Below are 20,863 nucleotides of genomic sequence, written 5' to 3'. Positions count from 1 at the left end.
CTACCGCTCCGAGTGGCCCAGGGTCTTCCCCGGGGCCACTCGGTCGCGCACGGCCCGTTTCACGGCCGTCGGCTCCGGGAAACCCTGCTCGCGCCGGTCCCAGACGACCTCGTCGCCGACGCGGACGACGAACACCCCGCCGGTGCCGGGCTTGAGGGCCAGTTCCGTCAGTTCGTTCTCGAACGTCGTGAGCAGTTCCTGGGCCAGCCAGGCCGCGCGGGGCAGCCAGCGGCACCGGGTGCAGTACTCGATCTCGACACGGCCACTCATCCGAGGTGCACCGCCCCATCCAGCCGGGCCGCGGGCTTGCCGTGCAGATCAGGCACCTGCTTGAGCCACGCGGGGCGTCCTTGCTGGTTCTTCGCCGCCCGGAGGGCCTCCTCGGCGGCGAGCTCCTCCCCGGTGGGGAAGTCGGTGGGCAGCCAGGCCCCGGAGGTCCGCGCGCGGGCGTGGAGGTGCGTCACGTACGCCTCGCGCACCTCGTCCGCGGCGGCGAAGCCCGGCTCGTCCGAGAGCCAGGCGTCCGGGACCTCGGCGAGGATCCGCCCCAGCAAGTCCCCGGTGACGCGGGGCGCCAGCTCGGCATCGGCGGCCCGGACGTCGGGCCCGTAGCAGCCGAGGGCGTGGTGGCGGAAGTCGTAGGACTTGGCCGGGTCGGTGCCGTCCCAGCGGTGGTGGAAGACGAGGGCGGCACCGTGGTCGATGAGCCACAGGCGCGGGGGTGCGACGCCGAGGGTGGGCCACACCATCAGGTTGGAGCTGTGGACCGTGCGGTCGACGTTGACGGTCAGGGCGTCGAGCCAGACGATCCGCCCCGCCTCCAGGCGGTCGACGGGGAAGACCCGGGCGGTCTCGGGGGTGAAGTCGCGGGCACCCGGCAGGTAATCCATGCCGAGGTTGACACCCGCGCTGGCCGCGTGCAGGCCCCGCACCTCCTGGTGCGGCTCGTGGTCCGCGATGGCCGGGTCGAAGTGCACCAGGACCAGCTCGGGGAAGCGCAGCCCGAGGGCGCGGGCCAGTTCCCCCACGATCACCTCGGCGACGAGCGCCTTGCGGCCCTGCGCGGAGCCGGTGAACTTCACGACGTAGGTCCCGAGGTCGTCCGCCTCGACGACTCCGGGGACGGAGCCGCCGGACCGCAGGGGTTCGACGTAGCGGGTGGCGGTGACCTCTCTCAGCATGGTCCAAGGCTCCACGGAGGGCAGAATCCGAAGGGGCCATAGTAACCAGGCGTGACAGCCGGGGAGGTGCCCTGGCCCACGTTCCGAGCTGCGGGCCCGCGCTCCACCGTCGCCCGCCGTTCCGTTTGCCGCTCATACCGGTGGGGACCCGGGCAAACATGAACGAAACCCCATGGCGCCGCGTGATGCGGCAGAACAGGGTCCTGTGGCTGCTGGACCGCCTGGAGCGTGAACCCAGGGCCGATGCGGTGATCGACACGCTCCGCGAGGGCGTGCGGGCCCTGCCCCTGGGGCGCGGCCGGGACCTGCTGCACGGCAGGTGGCTGGGGCACCCGGTGCATCCGCTGATGGTGCAGGTACCGATCGGAAGCTGGCTGTCGGCCGCGGTCCTGGACCTGCGGCCCGGACGCTCCCGCGAGTCACGGTTGCTGGTCGCGGTCGGGCTGGGCACCGCGGGCCCCGCGGCCGTGACCGGCTGGGTCGACTGGGCGGAGCTGCACCACCGGCAGCAGCGCGTCGGGCTGGTGCACGCCCTGTCCAACACGGCCGCCGTCGGCCTGTACGCCACCTCGCTCGTCTGCCGCGTCAGGGGACGTGAGGCGGCGGGCCGGGCCTACGGCTTCCTGGGGCTGACGGCGGTCGGACTCGGCGGCATGCTGGGCGGGCACCTGGCCTACCGGCAGGCCTCCGGCGCCAACCATGCCGAGGAGGTCCCGAACGTCGTCTCGCAGGGCTGGCACCGGATCGGCACCGTCGACGAGTTCCCGGCCGGGGAGCCGGTGCGGCGCAGTGTGGACGACGTGCCGGTGCTGGTGGTGCGCGAGAGCGGCGGGGCGATCCACGCGCTGGCCGAGCGGTGCAGCCACCTCGCGGGGCCGCTGTCCGAGGGCACCGTCGCCGACGGGTGTGTGCGGTGCCCGTGGCACGGCAGCGTCTTCCGGCTCTCCGACGGCTGGAACGTCCGCGGACCGGCCACCGCCCCCCAGCCCTCCTTCGAGACCCGGGTCACCGCCGGCCATGTCGAGGTGCGCCTGCGCCACCAGGACGGCGCAGAGCATTCCGGGAACGGCCGGGAACTGGCCGCACAGGGGACCGGAACACGACCGGGGGCTGCCTCTGGGCGCGGTGACAGCGGCTGACCGCCCGCTTGCGCGCCGGCTGCGCGGAGCGCTCCGGCGCACCCGGCGGGCCTACGCAGCGGGGCGCGGCACGACCCCGCCGTCCCCGACCGCGGGCCGGCTGCTCCGGCCGCGCGCGATCCGCACGGCCGCGGGCACCCGCACCCGCCGTGGCCGGGGTGGACAGGCCGCAATCGGCGTACGGCGTGCTGGTGGACGAGACGACCGGCGACCGGCCGCGGTAGCCGCCGCCCCGCGCGACCGCCCACCGCGGCGCCCCTGGCCGGATGACGACGTGGCACCGTGCCGGCGCCCGGCCGGAGCCCGGTGGCGCCGGCAACGACGACGGCGGCGGAGTCCCCGTGTCCGGTCGGCGCGTCACCCACCGCCCCGGCGAGTCCCGGCCCGGACTGCGGGACCCGTTCGACCGGCGGTGCCCACCGGAGGACTGCCGAACAGCGAGGGTGTCACCGGGGATTGCGGTGATCCCCACTCGATCAGTTCGGGCGCCGCACCCTCTTGTCAAGGCTATATTAGGTTAGGCTAACCTTCGCCGCGTGAGATCTGGTGAAGAAACGGCCGGCGGCCTGCGGCTGCGCGGGCATCAACTGTCGGCCACGGGTGTGACCGTGTCGTACGACGGCACGGACGTCGTGCACGACGCGGCGATCGCGCTGCCGCCCGGCGAGGTGACCGTCCTGGTCGGTCCGAACGGCAGCGGGAAGTCGACACTGCTGCGGACGATCGCCCGGCTGCAGCGGGCCCGCCGGGCCGAGCTCAGCATCGACGGCGACACCGACGGCCTCGCCCTGTCCGCCCGGGAGTTCGCGCGGTACGTGGCCCTGCTGACGCAGGGCCGCCCCACGCCCAGCGGACTGACCGTGCGGGATCTCGTCGAGTTCGGCCGCTACCCCTACCGGGGCCGCTTCGGCCGACCGGATCCGGACGCCTCGGCCGCCGTCGAGCGGGCGCTCGCGCTGACCGGGGTCACCGGCCTCGCCGAGCGCGGCGCCGACCACCTCTCCGGCGGGCAGCTGCAGCGCGTGTGGCTCGCGAGCTGTCTCGCCCAGGAGACCGGCGTGCTGCTGCTGGACGAGCCGACCACCTATCTCGACCTGCGCTACCAGATCGAACTCCTCGACCTCGTCCGGGACTTGGCGGACGACCACGGGATCGCCGTCGGGGTCGTGCTGCACGACCTCGACCAGGCGGCGGCCATCGCCGACCGGATCACGCTGCTCGAAGCGGGCCGGATCGTCGCCGACGGCCGGCCCGAGGACGTCCTGACCCCGCAGCGGCTCACCGCCGTCTACGGCATCCGGATCGACGTCGACACGGACCCCCACACCGGCCGCATACGGACCCGTCCGATCGGCCGGCACCACACCCGTTCCACCCGAAGCGAAAGGCTCGGCACCACCTCATGAGACGCCTCCTGCTCACCGCGGCCACCACCACCGCCGCGGCGCTCACCCTCGCCGCCTGCGGCACCACCGAGCCGGCCGCCGACAGCTCGAAGAAGAAGACCTCCGAGGCCATCAGCCTCACCGACTCCACCGGCGCGAAGGTCGAGCTCGACGGCCCGGCCAAGAAGGTCGTCGCCACCGAGTGGAACGAGGTCGAGAGCCTCATCACCCTCGGCGTCGACCCCGTCGGCGTCGCCGACGTCAAGGGCTACAAGACCTGGGACACCGCCGTCCCGCTGAAGAACGAGCCGAAGGACATCGGCACGCGCGGCGAGCCGAGCATGGACACCATCGCCTCGCTCTCCCCCGACCTCATCGTGGCCAGCTCCGACCTGCCGGACGCGGCCGTGAAGCAGATGCGGAAGATCGCCCCCGTGCTGGAGATCAAGTCCGCGGACGCCTCCGACCAGGTCGGGCAGATGTTCGAGAACCTCGACCTCATCGCCGAGGCCACCGGCACCACCGACAAGGCCGAGACCGCCCGGAAGAACTTCGAGACCAAGGTCGCGGAGGGCAAGAAGGCCCTCGCCGACGCCGAGCTCGACGGCACCGACATCGCCTTCGCCGACGGCTACGTGACGTCCAACCAGGTCTCCCTGCGCCCGTACACCAGCGGCTCCCTCATCGGCGCCGTCAACGAGCGGCTCGGCCTGAAGAACGCCTGGAAGGTCAAGGGCGACCCGGCCTACGGCCTCGGCACCACCGACGTCGAGGGCCTCACCGCCCTGCCGAAGGACGTCCGGTTCGCCTACATAGGCAATGACGACGACAAGTCCAGCAACCCCTTCGCCGGCCAGCTGAAGAAGAACGCCGTCTGGACCTCCCTGCCGTTCGTGAAGTCGGGTGACGTGTACCGGCTGCCCGACGGCATCTGGATGTTCGGCGGTCCCGAGTCGATGGAGGCGTACATCGACGCCCTCGTCGACGCGCTGACGAAGTAGCGGGGCCATGGCCGTCACCGAAGCACCCCCCGTCACCCGTCCGCCGGCGGCCGCGTCCCGGACGGGTGCGGCCGCGGTGACGGCCGGGCTCATCCTCCTGGTCGCCGCCCTCGCCGTCGTCGACATCACCCAGGGCACCGCGGCCGTCGGGCCCTCACAGGTGTTCAAGGCCCTGACCGGACAGGCCGATCCGGGCGACGCGTCCGTCGTGATCGCCTCCCGGCTGCCGCGGATGACGGCCGGCATCCTGGTCGGCGTCGTCCTCGGCATCGCGGGAGCCGTCCTGCAGGCCGTCAGCCGCAACGTCCTCGCCTCCCCCGACACCCTCGCCGTGAACGCCGGCTCGTACCTGGCCCTCGGGCTGGTCGGCGCGACCGGCGTCTCGCTGCCGCTGCTCGCCTCCTCCGGTGTGGCCTTCGCGGGCGGGCTGGTGGCCGCCGCCGTCGTGCTCGCCCTGTCCGGCCTCGGCACGGGCACCGTACGGCTGGTCCTCGCCGGCACCGCGCTCGCGCTGGGCCTGAACTCCGTCACGGAAGGGCTGCTCCTGCTGTTCCCGCAGCAGACGGAGGGCCTCTACCAGTGGAACCAGGGCAGCATCGGCCAGAACGGCTTCGACGGCGTCCTGCAGATGCTGCCCGTCGCCCTGGTGGGACTCGCCGGGCTGTTGCTGGTCGCCCGCCGGGTCGACGCGCTCGCCCTCGGGGACGACGCGGCGCGCGGCCTGGGCGTCCCCGTGCAGGCCACCCGTGTCACGGTGGTGGTCCTGGCGGCGCTGCTGTCCGCTGCGGCCGTCACGCTCGCCGGGCCCATCGGCTTCGTCGGCCTGTGCGCCCCGGCGCTGGTCCGTCCGCTCGCCCGCCGGTTCCGGGGCCTCGTACGCGCCCGGGCGGTCCTGCCCGTGGCCGGTCTGGCCGGTGCCGCGCTGGTGCTCGGGTCGGACGTGCTGCTGCGGACCCTGGTCCCGGCGGACACGGCGGTCGCCGTCCCGACGGGCATCGTCACCAGTCTGGTCGGTGCCGTCTTCCTGGTCGTGACGGCCCTGCGGCTGCGGGACACCGGCGGGGCCGACGCACCGGACCGGCTGCGCATTCCGAGCCGGACGGCGTTCCTCGTCACCGCGGCCGCGCTCGTCGCCGCGGTCGTCGGCGTCACGCTGGCCGGCGTCCTGCTCGGTGACAGCAAGCTCCTGCTCGGCGATGTCGCCAACTGGCTGCAGGGGCGGGCCGGGCAGACCGTCTCCTTCGTCCTGGACACCCGCGTCCCCCGGGTGCTCGCGGCGCTGAGCGCGGGCGGTGCACTCGCCCTGGCCGGCACGCTGGTGCAGGCCGTGACCCGCAACCCCCTGGCGGAGCCCGGCGTGCTGGGCGTCTCCGGCGGTGCCGCGCTGGGTGCCGTCCTGCTCGTCACCACCGTGCCCGCGGCCGGGTCGTGGGGCGTCGCGGGCGCCGCGTTCGGGGGCGCCGCGCTGGCCTCCGCGATCGTCTTCGGGCTCTCCGCCCGGGGCGGCTACCGGCAGAACCGGCTGGTCCTCGTCGGCATCGGCATGGCCGCCGGTTCCACGGCCCTGATCAGCCTGCTCATCGTGCTCACCGACCCGTTCAACGCCACCAAGGCGCTGACCTGGCTGTCCGGTTCCACATACGGGCGGACCACGGCGGACGTCCTGCCCGTCGCGCTCGTCCTGGCACTGGGCCTGGCCGTCGCGCTCGCGCGGCGCAGCGAGCTGGACCTCGTCTCCCTGGACGAGGACACCCCGCGGCTGCTCGGCCTCGGACTGCCGCGGGCCAGGCTGGGTTTCCTGGTGGTGGGGGTGCTGCTCGCCGCGACCGCCGTCGCCTCGGCCGGCACGATCGGCTTCGTCGGCCTGGTGGCGCCGCACGCGGCCCGTGCCCTGGTGGGCCGGCGGCATGTGCGGGTCGTACCGGTCGCCGTCCTGCTCGGCGCCGTGCTGGTCGGCACGGCCGATCTGCTCGGCCGCACCGTCATCGCCCCCGCTCAGCTGGGCGCCGGCCTGATGACGGCGGTGATCGGCACGCCGTACTTCCTGCATCTGCTGGTCCGCAGCAGGAAGGCGACATAACGCCGGAACAGGGGATCAATAGTTAGATTGCTCCGCAAGTGCCTGTTGTATGGACGCACACACAACGGGAGCGAGGGAGCATGGCCAAGGGCATCACGGACTCGGGACCGCCCTCCGAGGCGAGCCTGAAGCCGGACGCGATCGGGTTCGTCGACGCGCTGGTCATCGGGCTCAACGCGACCTCCCCGGCGTACTCCGTGGCGGCGGTCATCGGACCGATCGTGGCGCTGGTGGGCATCTACGCCCCCGGGGTGATGCTCGCGTCGTTCGTGCCCATGCTGCTGATCGCGTCGGCGTTCTACTACCTCAACAAGGTCGACCAGGACTGCGGCACGACCTTCTCGTGGGTCACCCGGGCGATGGGACCGTGGACGGGCTGGCTCGGCGGTTGGGCCATCGCCATGACCGGTGTCCTGGTGGTCGGGTCGCTGGCGGACGTCGCGGTGACCTTCTTCCTGCTCGCCGTCGGCCTGGACAGCTGGGCCGACAACGACGTCGTGCGCCAGCTGCTGACGGTGCTGCTGATCCTGGTGATGACGGCCATCTGCGTGATCGGCACCGAAGTGTCGGCCAAGGTGCAGAACGTCCTCATCCTGGCGCAGGTCGCCTGCCTGCTCGTCTTCGCCGTGGTCGCGCTCTACCGCGTCTACGCCGACACCGGCACCCTCGACGCCATCGATCCGAAGTTCGGCTGGCTCGACCCGTTCGGAGCCGGCGGAGCGCCCCTGACCGCCGCCCTGCTGCTCGGCGTGTTCATCTACTGGGGGTGGGAATCGGCCGTCAACCTCACCGAGGAGGTGGAGAACTCCGCCACCGCCCCCGGCAGGGCGGCCGTCTGGTCGACGGTGCTGCTGCTGGTGACCTACGTCGCGGTCGCCTTCGCGGTCGTGGCCTACGCCGGAACGGACTACCTCGCCGAGAACGCGGCGGAGGAGGAGTTCATCTTCGCGCTGCTCGCCGAGGAGGCGATGGGCGGCTGGGACTGGGTCGTGCTGCTGGCGGTCTCGACGTCGGCGCTCGCCTCCACGCAGACGACGATCATCCCGGCCTCGCGCACGGGCCTGTCCATGGCACGCCGGCACGCGCTGCCCGCGCACTTCGGCCGCATCCACCCGCGGTTCCGCACCCCCGACGTGAGCACCTGGTGGGTCGCCGGCATCGCCATCGTCTGGTACCTCGTCCTCTACCAGGTCAGCGAGAACGCCCTCTTCGACTCCCTCACCGCCCTGTCCCTGCTGATCGCGTTCTACTACGCCCTCACCGGTCTCGCCTGCGCCGTCTACTACCGCCGCCAACTGACCCGCAGCGTCCGCAACCTCCTCCTGATCGGACTCGGTCCGCTGGTCGGTGCGGGGCTGCTGGCGTGGCTGCTGGTGGAATCCGTGACGGACATGGCCGACCCCGACAACTCCTACAGCGGCGTCTCCTGGTTCGGGCTCGGTCCCCCGCTCGTCATCGGCATCGGCATCGTCGTCGCGGGCGTGGTCCTCATGGTCGTGTGGCGGCTGATGGCTCCCGCCTTCTGGTCGGAACACCCGAGCGTGGTCGACCCGGACCTCGTCGACGGCAAGGAGTCCTGAAGATGTCGGTGGTCCTCGGCTACGACGAGTCCCCGGGCGCCCTGCACGCCCTGCGCGTCGCCATCGAGGTGGCGACCGCCTACGACGAACCCCTGGTGATCGTCTACGGCGCCGCCGCCCCCGGTGTCACGGGCGAGGAGTACGGCGCTCATCACGAGGCCGTCCGCGAGGCCGGCCACACCGCCCTCGGTCACGCGGTCCGGGTGGCCGACGAGGCGGGTGTACGGACGTCGGTGGAGCTCATCGAGGAGCGGCCCGCGCAGGCGCTGATCGAGGCGGCGGCCCGCCATGGCGCCAGGGTCATCGTGGTGGGCACGTGGGGTGAGAGCCCGGTGCGCGGCGCGCTGCTCGGCTCGACTCCGCACAAGCTGCTGCACCTGTCGAGCGTGCCGGTGCTCTGCGTGCCGGCCGCGTCATGAGCCGTCGGAGCGGCGTCGCACGAGCGGTGTGAAGACGTACAGGCCGAGGATGGCGGGCAGGGGTGCGACGCCGGGTCCGCCCTCCCGCACCCAGGAGACGACGTCCTCGGTGGCGGCCTGGTCGTTGACCAGTCCGAGCCACACCGGCCGTCCTCCGGCGGCCCGGCCCTCGGCGGACGGCTGGACGACGATGACGTTGGCCTGGTCACAGACGTCGAGGCAGTCGGAGACCCGCACCGGCGCCGCCTCGCGCAGGCGCTCGGCCTGGGCGGCGTGATCGACACCGGTCACCTTGGGGCTGCCGCAGCAGCAGTCCCGGCAGACGACGACGCGACACGGCACGGCTCCGCCCGGCGGCGCGGCCGGAGCGGCTCCGGAGGGGCCGTCGGTCCGGCTGGTCACGTTTCCTCCCTCAGAGGGTTGGGCAGTGGCCGGTAGCGGGCGTCGGCACCGTCCGCGCCCGTCCAGCGCAGCAGCAGATTGGTCTTGGCGGGGAGGCTCGGTGAGCTGAGCAGGGCGGGGATCTCGGGGAGGTCGTGGCGGGCGAGTTCGCGGCGGGCGTGGGGCCAGGGGTCGAAACCGGGGTGCCGTTCGGTGAGGGCGCCGGCGATCTCGATGAGGTGGTTGACGACCAGGCAGTACACGAGCCGCTCCCAGCCGGCCTGCCGCGTCACGTCCGGCAGCAGTCGGACACCCTCGGCGTCCCGGTACAGCGCCTGCACCGGCAGGCCGTCGGCGTCCACGGCGACCAGGGTGTTCTGCAGGTGGGCCTCGATGACGACGCCGTGCTCGGCGAACGCCGTCAGCGCCGGGGGCACGACCCGGGCCAGGTACGCCGCCCACCAGGCCCCGGGGTCGGCGGCCCGGTCGAGCGGGCTGCCGTCGAAGCCCTCGACGAGACCGGCGGCGAGCAACGGGGTCGCGCCGGGCAGGAGGCGGTCGCCGAAGCCGTCGCGGACGAGGACGGCGAGGGCCTCGAAGGCGAAGTCGGCGGTACGGTAACCGCGGTCGCCGAGCCAGGCCGGGGGCCCGTCGAAGGTCTCCAGGGCGGCGCACACGGCCGCGTCCGTCCTGCGCAGGGAGAGCAGGTCGTGGCGCCACAGCCGGCGGATGTCGTTGGTGATGCGCACGTCCAGGCTGAACTTCAGGAAGAGGTCGTGTCCGGGCGTGTAGAGCGTGCGGATCGCCGCCGTGGGCCAGGCGTCGAAGGCGGTCGTGCCGAGCCGGATCAGCCTGCCGTCCGCGAAGGCTCCGGCGAGCTCCTGCCCGGCCAGGTCGAGCTGCCAGGGGTGGGCCGGGAGCAGGCGGTAGCCGGGCGGGGCCGTGCCGAGGGCGTCGAGGGCCGAGGTGTCGCCCTCCTCGACGACGGCGTCCTCGCGCAGCCCGAGCAGGGCCATCGGGAAACGGGCGTACGCCTCGGGCGCGTACGGCAGCCAGCCGGTGGCGGGGCCGCCGCCGCGCGCCTTGGGGGCCGGGTGATGGGTGTGGCCGGTCAAGAGGGACTGCTCGGAGCGCAGGTAGAGGTCGTCGGGCGGGGTGGCCCGGGCGCGGGCCGCGAGCAGGGCTGCCACGGCGTCCCGGCTGTCCAGCATCTCGGCGGGCAGTTCGTGGTTGGACAGCCCGGTGTGCCGGCGGAGTTCCTCGGTGACGAGCTTGACCAGCTCGGTGTGGCCGACGCGGTGCCAGCCGCCCCCGATCTCGGCCTCCGGTTCTGCGGGCCGCCGCGTTCCGCGTACCCGCAGCAGGCGGTCCCCGCCGGGCAGCCGGTAGACGCGGCGCCCGCCCTGCCGCCGCTCCGGCCGGGCCACTTCCCGCAGCAGGCAGTTCAGCAGGGGCACGGCGGCGTATGCGTCGGCGAGAGCGCCGATCGCCGAGGGGTCGCCGTGGGCCGAATCGTCCTCGGCGGGCGGGGGCATGAGGTCCACGCGTTCCACTCGTCCCTACGGTCCTTCCAGCGCTCCGGGCGGAGATGATCAGTATGCCGGTCGTCGCCATCCCGCTGTGACGCCCTATTCGTACCCGAGGAGCCCGCCCGTGCACCGTCCCCCCTCCGCCGAGACCGAGGTCGCCGACGAGCTGTCCGTCGTACGGCCCGGCCTCGTGGCGCGGTACGAGGCCGAACTGCCCGGCGCCCGGGCGGCCGTGCTGTCCCGGCTGTGGCGCGGTCTCGCCCACGATCCACTGCCCTGGGTCACCCGCCGTGAACAGGGCCGGGACGGCCTGACGCTGTCCCTGCCGGACGGCCGCCGGCTGCACGGCCCGCGGCCGGATCCGTACGCGACCGGCGCGTACGTCACCGTCGTACGGCTCGGCGAGGCGGCGTACGCCGATCCGGCGCGGCTGATGACAGACCTCGCCGTACCGCACTCCGCCTCCTTCGCCGCCGAACTCGGGCACAGCGCCGCCTCGTTGGCGCTGTCGCGAGCGGGGCAGGAGGGCGATCGGGACGACTGGCCGGCGAGTGACTGGGAGTGGGAGCAGCGGATCGTCGACGGGCATCCGTTCCATCCGACGTGCCGGTCCCGGCCCGGCTTCTCGGTGGCCGAGCAGCTGGCCTACGGGCCCGAGCACCGGCCGGTGGTGGAGCTGGGACTGGTGCCGGTGCGGGCGGAGGAGTGCCTCGTGACAGGAGTGTGGCCGGCTGAGCTGCGGGACGGGGGGCGTGTGGTGCTGCCGGTCCACCCGTGGCAGGCGGCGCATGTGCTGAAGCGGGTGTGCGAGGAGCGGCGCGCCGCGCATCCCCTGATGTCCCTGCGGACGCTGGCCCTGCCCGGCGGGCCGCATGTGAAGACCTCGCTGAGCGCCCGGCTGACGTCCTCGGTGCGGGACATCTCCCTGCCCTCGGTGGCGGCTTCCGCGGTGCTGTCGGAGTTCGCCGGGACACCGGCGGCGCGCACGGACGGCCTGCTGCACGTCACCCGCACAATGGGCGCGGCGGCGGCCGGTTCCCCCGACTTCGCGGCCGTCCTGCGGGAGTCGCCGCAGTCGTACGCGGGCAGCGGCGAACGGGTCCTGCCGGTGGCGGCGCTCGCCACGACCGGCCTCGCCCGCTCCCCCGCCTGGCTGGCCGGCTTCGCCCGGCTCGCCCTCACGGTCGGACTGCGGCTGCTGGAGCTGGGCGTCGCCCTGGAGGCACACGGCCAGAACCTCCTGGTGGTCCTCTCGGCGGCGGGCGATCCGCTGCGGCTCGTCTACCGCGACCTGGCCGACATCCGCGTCAGCCCGGCCCGCCTCGCCCGCCACGGCATCACGGTGCCCGAACTGCCCGCCCGTATGGTCACGGACGACGAACGCGCGCTCCGCCGCAAGCTGTTCGGCTCACTCGTGGCGGGTGCGCTGGCCGGCGCGGCCGGATCGGGTCCGGCGCTCGGAGCGGCGCTGGAGACGGCCGTGCGGGATCTGCCGCGCTCCCCGGACCTCGAGGCCCTGTGCGCCGATCCCCTGCCCACGAAGGCGCTGACGCTGATGCGGCTCTCGCCGCGGACACCCGGGGACCAATGGGCGGAACTGCCCAATCCCCTGCGGTGAGCCCCGTTTTGGATCCGGCCGGGGGTGATCAATAGGATCCGGCGATGATCACAAGAACACGGCTGGCGACAGGGGTCTGTGCCCTGCTCGCCGCGCTGACGGCCGGGCTCGCCTTCCCGGCCGGGGCGTCCGCCGGTGAACCCACGGGCCAGGACGCCCCCAAGGTCGACCTCGTCCTCGATGTGAGCGGCTCGATGCGGGCCCGGGACATCGACGGCCAGTCGCGGATGGCCGCCGCGAAGCGGGCGTTCAACGAGGTGCTCGACGCGACGCCCGAGGAGGTCGAACTCGGCATCCGCACCCTCGGCGCGAATTACCCGGGGGACGACCGGAAGACGGGCTGCAAGGACACCGCGCAGCTGTATCCGGTCGGCCCGCTCGACCGCACGGAGGCCAAGGCGGCGGTCGCCACGCTCACCCCGACGGGCTGGACGCCGATCGGCCCGGCCCTGCTGAAGGCGGCCGGCGACCTGGAGGGCGGTGCCGGCTCCAAGCGCATCGTGCTGATCAGCGACGGCGAGGACACCTGCGCGCCGCTCGATCCGTGCGAGGTGGCCCGCGAGATAGCGGCCAAGGGCATCGGCCTGACCATCGACACCCTGGGCCTGGTGCCGACCGCCAAGCTGAGCAGGCAGCTGAGCTGCATCGCCGAGGCCACCGGTGGTACGTACACCTCGGTCGAGCACCAGGATCAACTCACCGATCGGGTCAACCAGTTGGTGGACCGAGCGGCCGATCCGGTGGTGACGCCGATGCCGGCGGAGGGTGCCGGCCGGTGTGCCGGGGCGCCGACGCTGAAGTCGGGCCTGTACACCGACCGGGAGGAGTTCGGGCAGCAGCGCTGGTACCGCGTGGAGGTCCTGCCGGGGCAGGAATTGCGCGTCTCGGTGAGCGTCGCGGCCGACCGGGCCGTGAACCCCGGCTACGGCGTGCTGCTGCGGGCCGTGACGGTGAAGGGCCGCGAGATCGTGCGCGGCGAGGCGGCGGGCAACGGCCGTACGGACGTGATCTCGACCGGGCTGAGGTACCCCGAGCCCGAGCGTGACGACGCCGACGGCGACAAGCCGGCCGCGGAGACCGTGTGCCTGGCCGTCACCCACTCCTTCTCGGCGGCCTCCGGCGTGAAGGCGACGCCCGGTCTGCCGCTGGAGCTGACCGTCGACGTCGTGGACGGCCCGAGCCAGGCGGGCGACGTGGCCGCCTTCGGCCTCGGCCGCGGCTGGTGGCTGCTCGGCGTGCTGATTCTCGCCGGCTTCCTCGCCGGTCTCGTCTGGGGCTGGCTGTCGCGCTGGCGGGTCGCGGTCTGGAGGACCAACTGATGCGGGTGGTACGAGTGCTGAGCGCGGCGTTGCTGACCCTCGGTCTGGCGGCCGCTCCGGCGGCGGCCGACGCCTCGCCGAGTCCGTCGCAGGACGACACGTCGGCCCCCACGCAGGCCGGTACGTCGTTCCGTACGGCGACGGAGATCGAGCAGGGGCAGTCGGCCACGGCGAGCGGCTCCACCGGTGACTACCTGTACTGGTCGTTCCCCGCGGACACCGGGCAGCGCCCCACGGTCAAGGCGACGGTGAAGCTCCCGGAGACGCACGCCTCGCAGACCTGGCAGATCGACGTCTACGACGGTCTGCGCCGCCGTCAGGCGTGCCAGTACGGGGCGCAGACGCGCTCGGCCGCGGCGGACGCCTCGTCCGTGGAGCTGGCCTGCGTGCTGCGCACGGTCCGGTCCTGGTCGGAGCCGTGGGCCGACGACCCGCTGCCCGGCACCTACTACATCCGGCTGACGGCCACCGGCGTCGCCACCGCCGACCTCGGTCTCCCGGTCGGCAGCGAGGTGCGGGTGGACTCCAAGGACATCGGCGGATCCGCGGCGGTGGACGGCTCGCTCGCCGAGCCGCTGGTGCCGGGCATCGCCACCAGGCCCGAGGAGGAGCAGGAGGACGCGGCGGTGCTGGCCGGTCTCGAGCCCGAGGACGGCTGGGCGTCCGGCTGGTGGTCGGACCGGTGGGTGTGGACCGCGGCCGGCGGGATCCTGGCCGCGCTGGCGGGTGTCGGCGGGTACGCGCTGACGCGTGGGGCGGGGCGGCCGTCACGGGTGCCGCCCACCGCCTGACCGGCCCTCAGGAGGCCCGCTCCGTGCGGGCCTTCTGTCATCCCTCGCGCAGCGCCTTGGCCAGTGTGCCTTCGCCGGTCACCCCGACCCGGCCGTCCCGCACGGCCTGGGCCAGACTCACCTCACCGCGGGCGACGGCCGTGCATGTGGCGGTGTCCAGGACCAGCCGGGCGTCCGGCTCCCCGGGGGCGGGCCCGTCGCCGTACACGGGTCCCTCCGCGGCACCGGCATGCAGATGGAACAGGCCCTCCTCCAGGCGGACTTCGACGAGGCCCTCGCCGTTCAGCAGGCGCAGCAGGGGCAGGGCGAACCAGTGCGCCCGTACCGCGTCCGTCGGTCGGCGTTCCCCGAGTCCGGCCTGCCCCCACTCCCCCAGCGCCTGCAGTACGGGCAGCAACTCCCGCCCGCGCCCGGAGAGTTCGTAGACGAAGGCGGCACCGGGCGGCGGCAGCCGGCGCCGGGTGGCCAGACCGTCGCGCTCCATGTCCTTCAGCCGCGAGGCGAGTACGTCGGTACTGACGCCGGGCAGGTCCGCGTGCAGGTCGGTGTAGCGGCGGGGACCGGCGAGGAGCTCCCGGACGATCAGCAGGGTCCAGCGGTCACCCACGGCATCGAGCGCACGGGCGGCGGAGCAGTACTGGTCGTAGCTTCGGCGAGGTGGCATGCGACGCAGTCTAGACAAGTTGTTGGACTTTCCAAGCGGCTACTTGGTAAAACCAAGCAACACAGTCGGCAGAGGGGAAGCGGCGCATGGAGTTCCGGCAGTCGAGCAAGCTCAGCGAGGTCTGTTACGAGATCCGCGGCCCGGTCATCGAGCACGCCAACGCGCTGGAGGAGGCGGGCCACAGCGTGCTGCGCCTGAACACCGGCAATCCCGCGCTCTTCGGGTTCGAGGCGCCTGAGGAGATCATCCAGGACATGATCCGGATGCTGCCGCAGGCGCACGGCTACACCGACTCGCGCGGCATCCTCTCCGCCCGCCGTGCGGTCGCCCAGCGCTATCAGACGCTCGGCCTGGGGGTCGGCGTCGACGACGTCTTCCTCGGCAACGGCGTCTCGGAGCTGGTGTCGATGGCCGTGCAGGCGCTCATCGAGGACGGCGACGAGATCCTGATCCCCGCCCCGGACTTCCCCCTCTGGACGGCGGTGACGACCCTCGCGGGCGGCAAGGCGGTCCACTACCTGTGCGACGAACAGGCCGACTGGTACCCCGACCTCGACGACATGGCGTCGAAGATCACCGACCGTACGAAGGCGGTCGTGATCATCAACCCGAACAACCCCACCGGCGCGGTCTACCCCAAGGAGATCGTCGAGGGCATCCTCGACCTGGCCCGGCGGCACGGCCTCATGGTCTTCGCCGACGAGATCTACGACCAGATCCTCTACGACGACGCCGTGCACCACTCGGCCGCCGCGCTCGCCCCCGACCTGGTGGTCCTCACCTTCTGCGGCCTGTCCAAGACCTATCGTGTGGCGGGCTTCCGCTCCGGCTGGCTGGTGGTCACGGGGCCGCGGCAGCACGCGAAGGACTACCTGGAGGGCCTCACCATGCTGGCCTCCATGCGGCTGTGCGCCAACGCACCCGCGCAGTACGCCATCCAGGCGGCGCTCGGCGGCCGGCAGTCCATCGGCGACCTCACCAGGCCCGGCGGGCGGCTGCTGGAACAGCGGGACGTCGCCTGGCGGATGCTCAACGAGATCCCGGGCGTGACGTGTGTGAAGCCGAAGGGCGCGCTGTACGCCTTCCCGCGCATCGACCCCAGGGTGCACAAGATCCACGACGACGAGCGGTTCGTCCTGGACCTGCTGCTGCGGGAGAAGATCCAGGTGGTCCAGGGCACGGGCTTCAACTGGCCTGCCCCGGACCACTTCCGCATCCTGACCCTGCCGCACGCGGACGACCTGGAGGCGGCGATCGGCCGGATCGGGCGGTTCCTCGGCGGGTACCGCCAGTAGGGGCGCTTGTCAGTGGCGGGTCGTAGCCTTCGAGCAGGTGGGGCCAGTGGCCCAGCCTGTCCGAGGCCGGAGAGGAGCACGCCGTGACCCGACCGCCGACCGCCGCGCAACGGCGTGTCATCGACGCCGCGGATCCCGTGACCGGGCGGCTCCGGGGTACGGAGTCGCAGCTCACGGCACTGGTGAAACGAGGTCTCGCCTTCCGGCACCCCCGGCCACCGCACGATCACTTCCTGACGCCGGAGGGGCATCGCGTGCGGCAGGGCATCACACAGGTGCCCGGCCCGGCCGGGCCCGAGGAGGCCCCCGCCCCGACGGGCGTGTTCGCCGCGCGCGTCGGCGGCGAGGAGGCCGCTCCGGCTGCCGGGCCCGCCCGGCGCCGTGAGGTGCACAGCGCCTGGCAGGGGCTGCTGGAGCTGCGCCGGATGACCAACCCGGGCGGGACCACGGACCGGCCGTGCGGCTGGGAGCGTACGCACCTGGTGCAGGCCGCCGCGCTGGCACTGGAGGCGGCCGGGCACGGTCCGGCGGGGCCGGAGGACGGGGGTTACCGGGTGCGCGAAACCCCGCAGCCGGAGGCGGTCGCCGTGCACGAGCCGGACCACGAGGCGCTGCGGGCCTGCGCGGCCACCCTGGAAGGGGCAGGCTGGCAGGTGAGCGAGCACCGCGAGCCGCGCGGCGGGACCCGGTATCTGCTGGCTTCGCCGCGCCGGGCGTGATGAGCATGCCAAGATCGGTGAATCGTTGTGCAGTGCACGAGTCCTCGAAGGGGAAGCCGTGAGCGAGCCGTTTTCCGTCCCTGTGACCGTCCGTGGGTACGAGACCGACGTACAGGGACACCTCAACCAGGCGGTCTACCTGAACTACGCGGAGCACGCCCGCTGGTCGTTGCTCCGGGCCGCCGGGATCAGCCAGTCCGCCCTCATAGGCAGTGGCGTGGGCCCGGTCGCCCTGGAGACGACCATCCGGTACAAACGCGAGCTGCTCGCGGGCGACGAGGCCGAGGTGACCTGTGCCTTCGAGTGGGGCGGCGGCAAGACGTTCCGGATCGAGCAGAGCGTCCTGAAGGCCGACGGCACGGTGGCCGCGGAGATCACGGCGGTCGGCGGGGTCCTGGACCTCGAGAAGCGCAGGCTGGTCGCCGATCCCGCCGGGGTGTTCAAGAAGCTGGCATCGGATCCGGGCCTGTTCGGTCTCTAGGTGATCAATACGTCTGGGCGGCGTCTCGCCAGATCGTCATGTCCACCATGAGGAAGGCGAGTTCCGGCAGTGCGGTCGACTTCGACTGGATCGCCAGCAGCGCGATGTCCCCTGACGAGTGCTTGACGCAGATCTGGGCGCCGACCGGCGCTGCGGCCAGCGTCCAGCGGCGCTTCTTCGCACCGCCGAGCATGAGCCGGCACTCGTCGAGGGAGACGCCCTTGTCGGTGAACATCTGGACGAACACGCTGGTGTCGCTCTCCAGCGCGCAGCTGGGATCTGCGCAGTCGAAGCGGATGTCCCCCTCGCGGTCGTCCCGGTGGAACGGCTTCGCGAAGCTCAGCGAGCTCTTCGCGTCCAGCCACTGGAGTGGCCTGGCGATCGGCTGCGGCGACTTGGCAGTGCTCGGGGTGGGGCCCTCGGCTTGCGGTGCCCCGCCGCCGGCCGCCGCCGCAGGACCGGTAGCCGAGGGAGACGTCGTCGGCGATGGTGCCCGCGCCGACCGGTCGGACGCGTCCGGGCCGGACGTCGACGGTGCGCCCGCCACCCAGTCGCCGAATCTGTTCCCCGCGTCCGCGACCGTCCATGCCAGGCCCGTCAGCACGAGCGCCCCGGCCGCCACGGCCGCGGTCGTGAGGAGCCCGGTACGCCGTCTTCGTGCCCGCCGCTCCCCCGGCCCGGCCGGCAGCGGCTGAGGCTGCGTGACGACCAGCGGCCGCGGCAGCACCCGGGTGGGGGTGGGAAGGGGGGCCGGGGCCGCCACCTCGGGCCCCATGACGTCCCGCCAGACGGCCGGGCCCGCGCCCGCGTCGGCGTCCGCGCCCAGCCGCTGACGGCACCATTCGACGATCTCGGCCGGGGTGGCCCGCTCCTCCGGGACGGCCGCCAGGCAGCGGGCGAACAGGGGACGGAGCTGTTCGGGCAGCAGGGACAGGTCGGGTTCGTCGTGCACGATCCGGTACAGCACACCGACCGCGGAACCGTCTCCGTACAGCGGCCGGCCCAGGGCCGCGAACGCCGCCGTCTGCCCCAGCGCGAAGATGTCGGTCGCCGCCGTGACCTCGCCCGCGGCCGCCTGCTCGGGGGCCATGAAGTGGGGGGTGCCGACGGTGGAACCGGTCGCGGTGTACGAGGTGAAGTCGGCGGCCAGCGAGATGCCGAAGTCGATCACGCGCGGCCCGTCGGCGGCGAGCAGCACGTTGGACGGCTTGAGGTCCCGGTGCACGATGCCGGCGGCGTGGATGGCCTGGAGCGCCTCGGCCACCCCGGCCATCAGCCACAGCACCGCCGGCACGGGCAGCGGTCCGCGCCGGGCGACGGCGTCGGTCAGGGAGGGACCGGGCACGTACAGCGTGGCCGCCCAGGGCGGTGCGCCGTCCGCGTCGGCGTCGATGAGCTCGGCGGTGTAGGCGCCCCGGACCCGCCGGGCCGCTTCCACCTCCCGGCGGAACCGGCGCCGGAAGGCCGGGTCGTCGGCGAGTTCCGGCCGTACCACTTTGATCGCCACCGGCCGGCCGCCCTGCGTGTGCGACAGGTAGACCCGTCCCATGCCGCCCGCACCGAGCCGGGCGGCGAGGCGGTATCCGGCCACCGCGGGCGGATCGTCGCTCTGCAGTGGCCGGAACATCTCGGTCGCGTGGTTCATCGACCCGTCTCCCCCTCGTCCCCTGATCCCCCGGTCAACAACGAATTGACCGAGGCAGAAGCCTAAGCGGAGTCCCGTGGGATCAGGACGCGGCCGGAGCCTTGGGTGCGCCGGTGAGCTCCTCGCCCGCCTCCATCGGGTGGGTCACGTCGTGGGCTTCGCGGCCGCCCCGGCCCAGGTGGTTGAAGACCACGTTGAGCAGCACCGCCGCGACACAGCCCGTCGAGATGCCCGAGTCGAGGACGATCCGGGCCGTCTCCGGGAACGCGTGGTAGAACTCCGGCGCCGTGATGGGGATGATGCCGACGGCCAGGGAGACGGCCAGGATCAGGACGTTGTTGTCCTGGTCCAGGCCGGCCCGGACCAGGGCCTGGATGCCGCTGGCGGCGACCGAGCCGAACAGGACCACGCCCGCCCCGCCGAGCACCGGGCGCGGTACGACGGCGATCAGCGAGGCCGCCATGGGGCACAGGCCCATCAGCACCAGGAAGCCGCCGCCCGCGGCGACGACGTACCGGCTGCGGATCTTCGTCATGGCGACCAGGCCGATGTTCTGCGCGAAGGCGCTGCACATGAAGCCGTTGAAGAGGGGGCTGACCGCGGAGCCGAGGGTGTCGGCGCGCAGGCCGGCCGCGATGGTCCTCTCGTCGGCCGGGCGGTCGACGATCTCGCCCAGCGCCAGCATGTCGGCCGTCGATTCGGTCATCGACACCACCATCACCACACACATGGAGATGATCGCGGCGAGCTGGAACTGCGGGGCGCCGAAGTGGAACGGGGTGGGGAAGCCGATGACGGCCGCGTCCGTGACGGGACCGAAGTCCGTGGCGCCGAACGGGATCGCGAGAAGCGTGCCGGCGACGAGGCCGAGCAGGACGGCGATCTGCTTGACGAAGCCCGTGGTGAAGCGACGCAGGAGCAGCACGATCAGCAGGGTGACGGCGGCCAGCCCCAGGTTCGTCGCCGAGCCGTGGTCGTGCGCCGCCGGGTCGGGGCCCTGTGCCCAGCCGAAGGCGACCGGGAGCAGGGATATGCCGATCAGGGTGATGACCGTGCCGGTGACCACGGGCGGGAAGAAGCGGATCGCCTTGCAGAAGACGGGGGCCGCCAGGAAGCCCAGCAGTCCGGCGACGATGACCGCGCCGAAGATGACGGGCAGGGCGGCGGACTTGTCCTCGGTGGAGGCGACGATCGCGGTCATCGGGGCGACACCGGCGAAGGTGACGCCGTTGACGAACGGCAGCCGGGCACCGATCTTCCAGATGCCGAGAGTCTGCAGGAAGGTGGCGAGGCCCGCGGTGAACAGGCAGGCGCCGGTGAGGAAGGTCAGGTCGGTGGCGGTGAGGCCGATGGCCGCGCCGACGATCAGGGGTGGGGCGACGACGCCCGCGTACATGGCGGCCACGTGCTGGAGGCCGGTCGTCGCCATCTTGAGCGCGGGGAGTTTCTCGTCAACGGGGTGGTCGGCCACGGCGGCTTCCCTCCGGTCGGTTACACGGCCGCGTCACTGGCGTCCGTGGGTGTCAGGGAGGTGGTGCGGGTGGTCGTGCGGGACCGACATGCGGCGGACGGGGGGCCGTTCCGGGGCGCGCGGGGTCACCCGCCGCCCGGCGAAGGCCCCCCGGGGCCCCCCGCG

The 20,863-nt window shown here is 73.1% G+C and carries 19 protein-coding genes; 12 read left to right on the top strand and 7 right to left on the bottom strand.

Going from position 1 to position 20,863, the window contains the following annotated elements; genetic code table 11:
* Positions 1-270, bottom strand: a complete 270-nt coding sequence (locus ACFU3E_RS35215) for a SelT/SelW/SelH family protein (protein WP_384167841.1) — start codon at positions 268-270, stop codon at positions 1-3.
* Positions 267-1,181: a HipA family kinase gene (locus tag ACFU3E_RS35210; RefSeq protein ID WP_384167839.1), complete on the bottom strand. Its 915-nt coding sequence runs from the start codon at positions 1,179-1,181 to the stop codon at positions 267-269. Before ACFU3E_RS35210 ends, ACFU3E_RS35215 begins: the two co-directional genes overlap by 4 nt.
* A 185-nt stretch (positions 1,182-1,366) precedes the next feature.
* On the opposite strand from ACFU3E_RS35210, the gene ACFU3E_RS35205 reads away from it, so the two are divergent.
* The 6 genes from ACFU3E_RS35205 (at position 1,367) to ACFU3E_RS35180 (ending at position 8,785) form a co-directional block, all read left to right on the top strand.
* Complete coding sequence (locus ACFU3E_RS35205) at positions 1,367-2,320, top strand: Rieske 2Fe-2S domain-containing protein (protein ID WP_384167858.1); 954 nt, start codon at positions 1,367-1,369, stop codon at positions 2,318-2,320.
* Positions 2,321-2,856: 536 nt separating this feature from the next.
* Entirely contained in the window at positions 2,857-3,726 is an 870-nt protein-coding gene (locus tag ACFU3E_RS35200; RefSeq protein ID WP_384167837.1) for an ABC transporter ATP-binding protein, read from the top strand.
* A complete protein-coding gene (locus ACFU3E_RS35195; RefSeq protein ID WP_384167835.1) occupies positions 3,723-4,706 on the top strand; it encodes an iron-siderophore ABC transporter substrate-binding protein in 984 nt (327 codons plus the stop codon). Before ACFU3E_RS35200 ends, ACFU3E_RS35195 begins: the two co-directional genes overlap by 4 nt.
* Before the next feature lie 7 nt (positions 4,707-4,713).
* The gene (locus ACFU3E_RS35190) at positions 4,714-6,786 is read left to right on the top strand and encodes an iron ABC transporter permease (protein WP_384167833.1); all 2,073 of its coding nucleotides are present in this window, start codon (positions 4,714-4,716) and stop codon (positions 6,784-6,786) included.
* An 80-nt stretch (positions 6,787-6,866) separates the two neighbouring features.
* Positions 6,867-8,366: an APC family permease gene (locus tag ACFU3E_RS35185; protein ID WP_384167831.1), complete on the top strand. Its 1,500-nt coding sequence runs from the start codon at positions 6,867-6,869 to the stop codon at positions 8,364-8,366.
* A gap of 2 nt (positions 8,367-8,368) precedes the next feature.
* Entirely contained in the window at positions 8,369-8,785 is a 417-nt protein-coding gene (locus tag ACFU3E_RS35180) for a universal stress protein (protein ID WP_384167829.1), read from the top strand.
* Here the strand turns inward: ACFU3E_RS35180 and ACFU3E_RS35175 are convergent.
* On the bottom strand, positions 8,780-9,187 hold the full coding sequence (locus ACFU3E_RS35175) for a (2Fe-2S) ferredoxin domain-containing protein (protein WP_384167827.1): 408 nt from the start codon (positions 9,185-9,187) through the stop codon (positions 8,780-8,782). The two genes, ACFU3E_RS35180 and ACFU3E_RS35175, sit on opposite strands and share 6 nt — an antisense overlap.
* Positions 9,184-10,719, bottom strand: a complete 1,536-nt coding sequence (locus ACFU3E_RS35170) for an IucA/IucC family protein (protein WP_384167824.1) — start codon at positions 10,717-10,719, stop codon at positions 9,184-9,186. Before ACFU3E_RS35170 ends, ACFU3E_RS35175 begins: the two co-directional genes overlap by 4 nt.
* A 100-nt stretch (positions 10,720-10,819) precedes the next feature.
* On the opposite strand from ACFU3E_RS35170, the gene ACFU3E_RS35165 reads away from it, so the two are divergent.
* From ACFU3E_RS35165 to ACFU3E_RS35155, 3 genes are read left to right on the top strand one after another with little or no spacing between them, the layout of a single operon-like run.
* Positions 10,820-12,313: an IucA/IucC family protein gene (locus tag ACFU3E_RS35165; RefSeq protein ID WP_384167821.1), complete on the top strand. Its 1,494-nt coding sequence runs from the start codon at positions 10,820-10,822 to the stop codon at positions 12,311-12,313.
* A 44-nt stretch (positions 12,314-12,357) separates the two neighbouring features.
* On the top strand, positions 12,358-13,632 hold the full coding sequence (locus tag ACFU3E_RS35160) for a VWA domain-containing protein (RefSeq protein ID WP_384167818.1): 1,275 nt from the start codon (positions 12,358-12,360) through the stop codon (positions 13,630-13,632).
* Positions 13,632-14,423: a hypothetical protein gene (locus ACFU3E_RS35155; RefSeq protein WP_384167815.1), complete on the top strand. Its 792-nt coding sequence runs from the start codon at positions 13,632-13,634 to the stop codon at positions 14,421-14,423. Before ACFU3E_RS35160 ends, ACFU3E_RS35155 begins: the two co-directional genes overlap by 1 nt.
* A 37-nt stretch (positions 14,424-14,460) precedes the next feature.
* On the opposite strand, the gene ACFU3E_RS35150 is transcribed toward ACFU3E_RS35155, so the two are convergent.
* Positions 14,461-15,087 carry a winged helix-turn-helix transcriptional regulator gene (locus tag ACFU3E_RS35150; protein ID WP_384167812.1) on the bottom strand — a complete coding sequence of 209 codons (627 nt, stop codon included), beginning with the start codon at positions 15,085-15,087 and terminating at the stop codon, positions 14,461-14,463.
* 86 nt (positions 15,088-15,173) lie between these two features.
* Between ACFU3E_RS35150 and ACFU3E_RS35145 the strand changes: the two genes are divergently transcribed.
* The 3 genes from ACFU3E_RS35145 (at position 15,174) to ACFU3E_RS35135 (ending at position 17,582) form a co-directional block, all read left to right on the top strand.
* Positions 15,174-16,382, top strand: coding sequence for a pyridoxal phosphate-dependent aminotransferase (locus ACFU3E_RS35145; RefSeq protein ID WP_384167809.1), 1,209 nt, complete (start codon positions 15,174-15,176; stop codon positions 16,380-16,382).
* Positions 16,383-16,465: 83 nt separating this feature from the next.
* On the top strand, positions 16,466-17,101 hold the full coding sequence (locus ACFU3E_RS35140) for a hypothetical protein (RefSeq protein ID WP_384167806.1): 636 nt from the start codon (positions 16,466-16,468) through the stop codon (positions 17,099-17,101).
* Positions 17,102-17,159: 58 nt separating this feature from the next.
* On the top strand, positions 17,160-17,582 hold the full coding sequence (locus tag ACFU3E_RS35135) for an acyl-CoA thioesterase (protein WP_384167804.1): 423 nt from the start codon (positions 17,160-17,162) through the stop codon (positions 17,580-17,582).
* 4 nt (positions 17,583-17,586) lie between these two features.
* On the opposite strand, the gene ACFU3E_RS35130 is transcribed toward ACFU3E_RS35135, so the two are convergent.
* On the bottom strand, positions 17,587-19,227 hold the full coding sequence (locus tag ACFU3E_RS35130) for a serine/threonine-protein kinase (RefSeq protein WP_384167802.1): 1,641 nt from the start codon (positions 19,225-19,227) through the stop codon (positions 17,587-17,589).
* 82 nt (positions 19,228-19,309) lie between these two features.
* A complete protein-coding gene (locus ACFU3E_RS35125; protein WP_384167800.1) occupies positions 19,310-20,698 on the bottom strand; it encodes a nucleobase:cation symporter-2 family protein in 1,389 nt (462 codons plus the stop codon).
* Positions 20,699-20,863: the final 165 nt, after the last annotated feature.

Source organism: Streptomyces sp. NPDC057424, assembly GCF_042803315.1.
In the GTDB taxonomy this organism is placed as follows: domain Bacteria; phylum Actinomycetota; class Actinomycetes; order Streptomycetales; family Streptomycetaceae; genus Streptomyces.
The sequence above is the reverse complement of the archived record's forward strand: the minus strand, read 5'-3'. Positions and strand labels throughout refer to the sequence as shown.

Coding starts and splice junctions, on each gene's coding strand:
- ACFU3E_RS35155 (WP_384167815.1), top strand. CDS start 13,632: ATGCGGGTGGTACGAGTGCTGAGCGCGGCGTTGCTGACCCTCGGTCTG.
- ACFU3E_RS35190 (WP_384167833.1), top strand. CDS start 4,714: ATGGCCGTCACCGAAGCACCCCCCGTCACCCGTCCGCCGGCGGCCGCG.
- ACFU3E_RS35145 (WP_384167809.1), top strand. CDS start 15,174: ATGGAGTTCCGGCAGTCGAGCAAGCTCAGCGAGGTCTGTTACGAGATC.
- ACFU3E_RS35160 (WP_384167818.1), top strand. CDS start 12,358: ATGATCACAAGAACACGGCTGGCGACAGGGGTCTGTGCCCTGCTCGCC.
- ACFU3E_RS35180 (WP_384167829.1), top strand. CDS start 8,369: ATGTCGGTGGTCCTCGGCTACGACGAGTCCCCGGGCGCCCTGCACGCC.
- ACFU3E_RS35130 (WP_384167802.1), bottom strand. CDS start 19,227: ATGAACCACGCGACCGAGATGTTCCGGCCACTGCAGAGCGACGATCCG.
- ACFU3E_RS35150 (WP_384167812.1), bottom strand. CDS start 15,087: ATGCCACCTCGCCGAAGCTACGACCAGTACTGCTCCGCCGCCCGTGCG.
- ACFU3E_RS35210 (WP_384167839.1), bottom strand. CDS start 1,181: ATGCTGAGAGAGGTCACCGCCACCCGCTACGTCGAACCCCTGCGGTCC.
- ACFU3E_RS35205 (WP_384167858.1), top strand. CDS start 1,367: ATGCGGCAGAACAGGGTCCTGTGGCTGCTGGACCGCCTGGAGCGTGAA.
- ACFU3E_RS35195 (WP_384167835.1), top strand. CDS start 3,723: ATGAGACGCCTCCTGCTCACCGCGGCCACCACCACCGCCGCGGCGCTC.
- ACFU3E_RS35185 (WP_384167831.1), top strand. CDS start 6,867: ATGGCCAAGGGCATCACGGACTCGGGACCGCCCTCCGAGGCGAGCCTG.
- ACFU3E_RS35215 (WP_384167841.1), bottom strand. CDS start 270: ATGAGTGGCCGTGTCGAGATCGAGTACTGCACCCGGTGCCGCTGGCTG.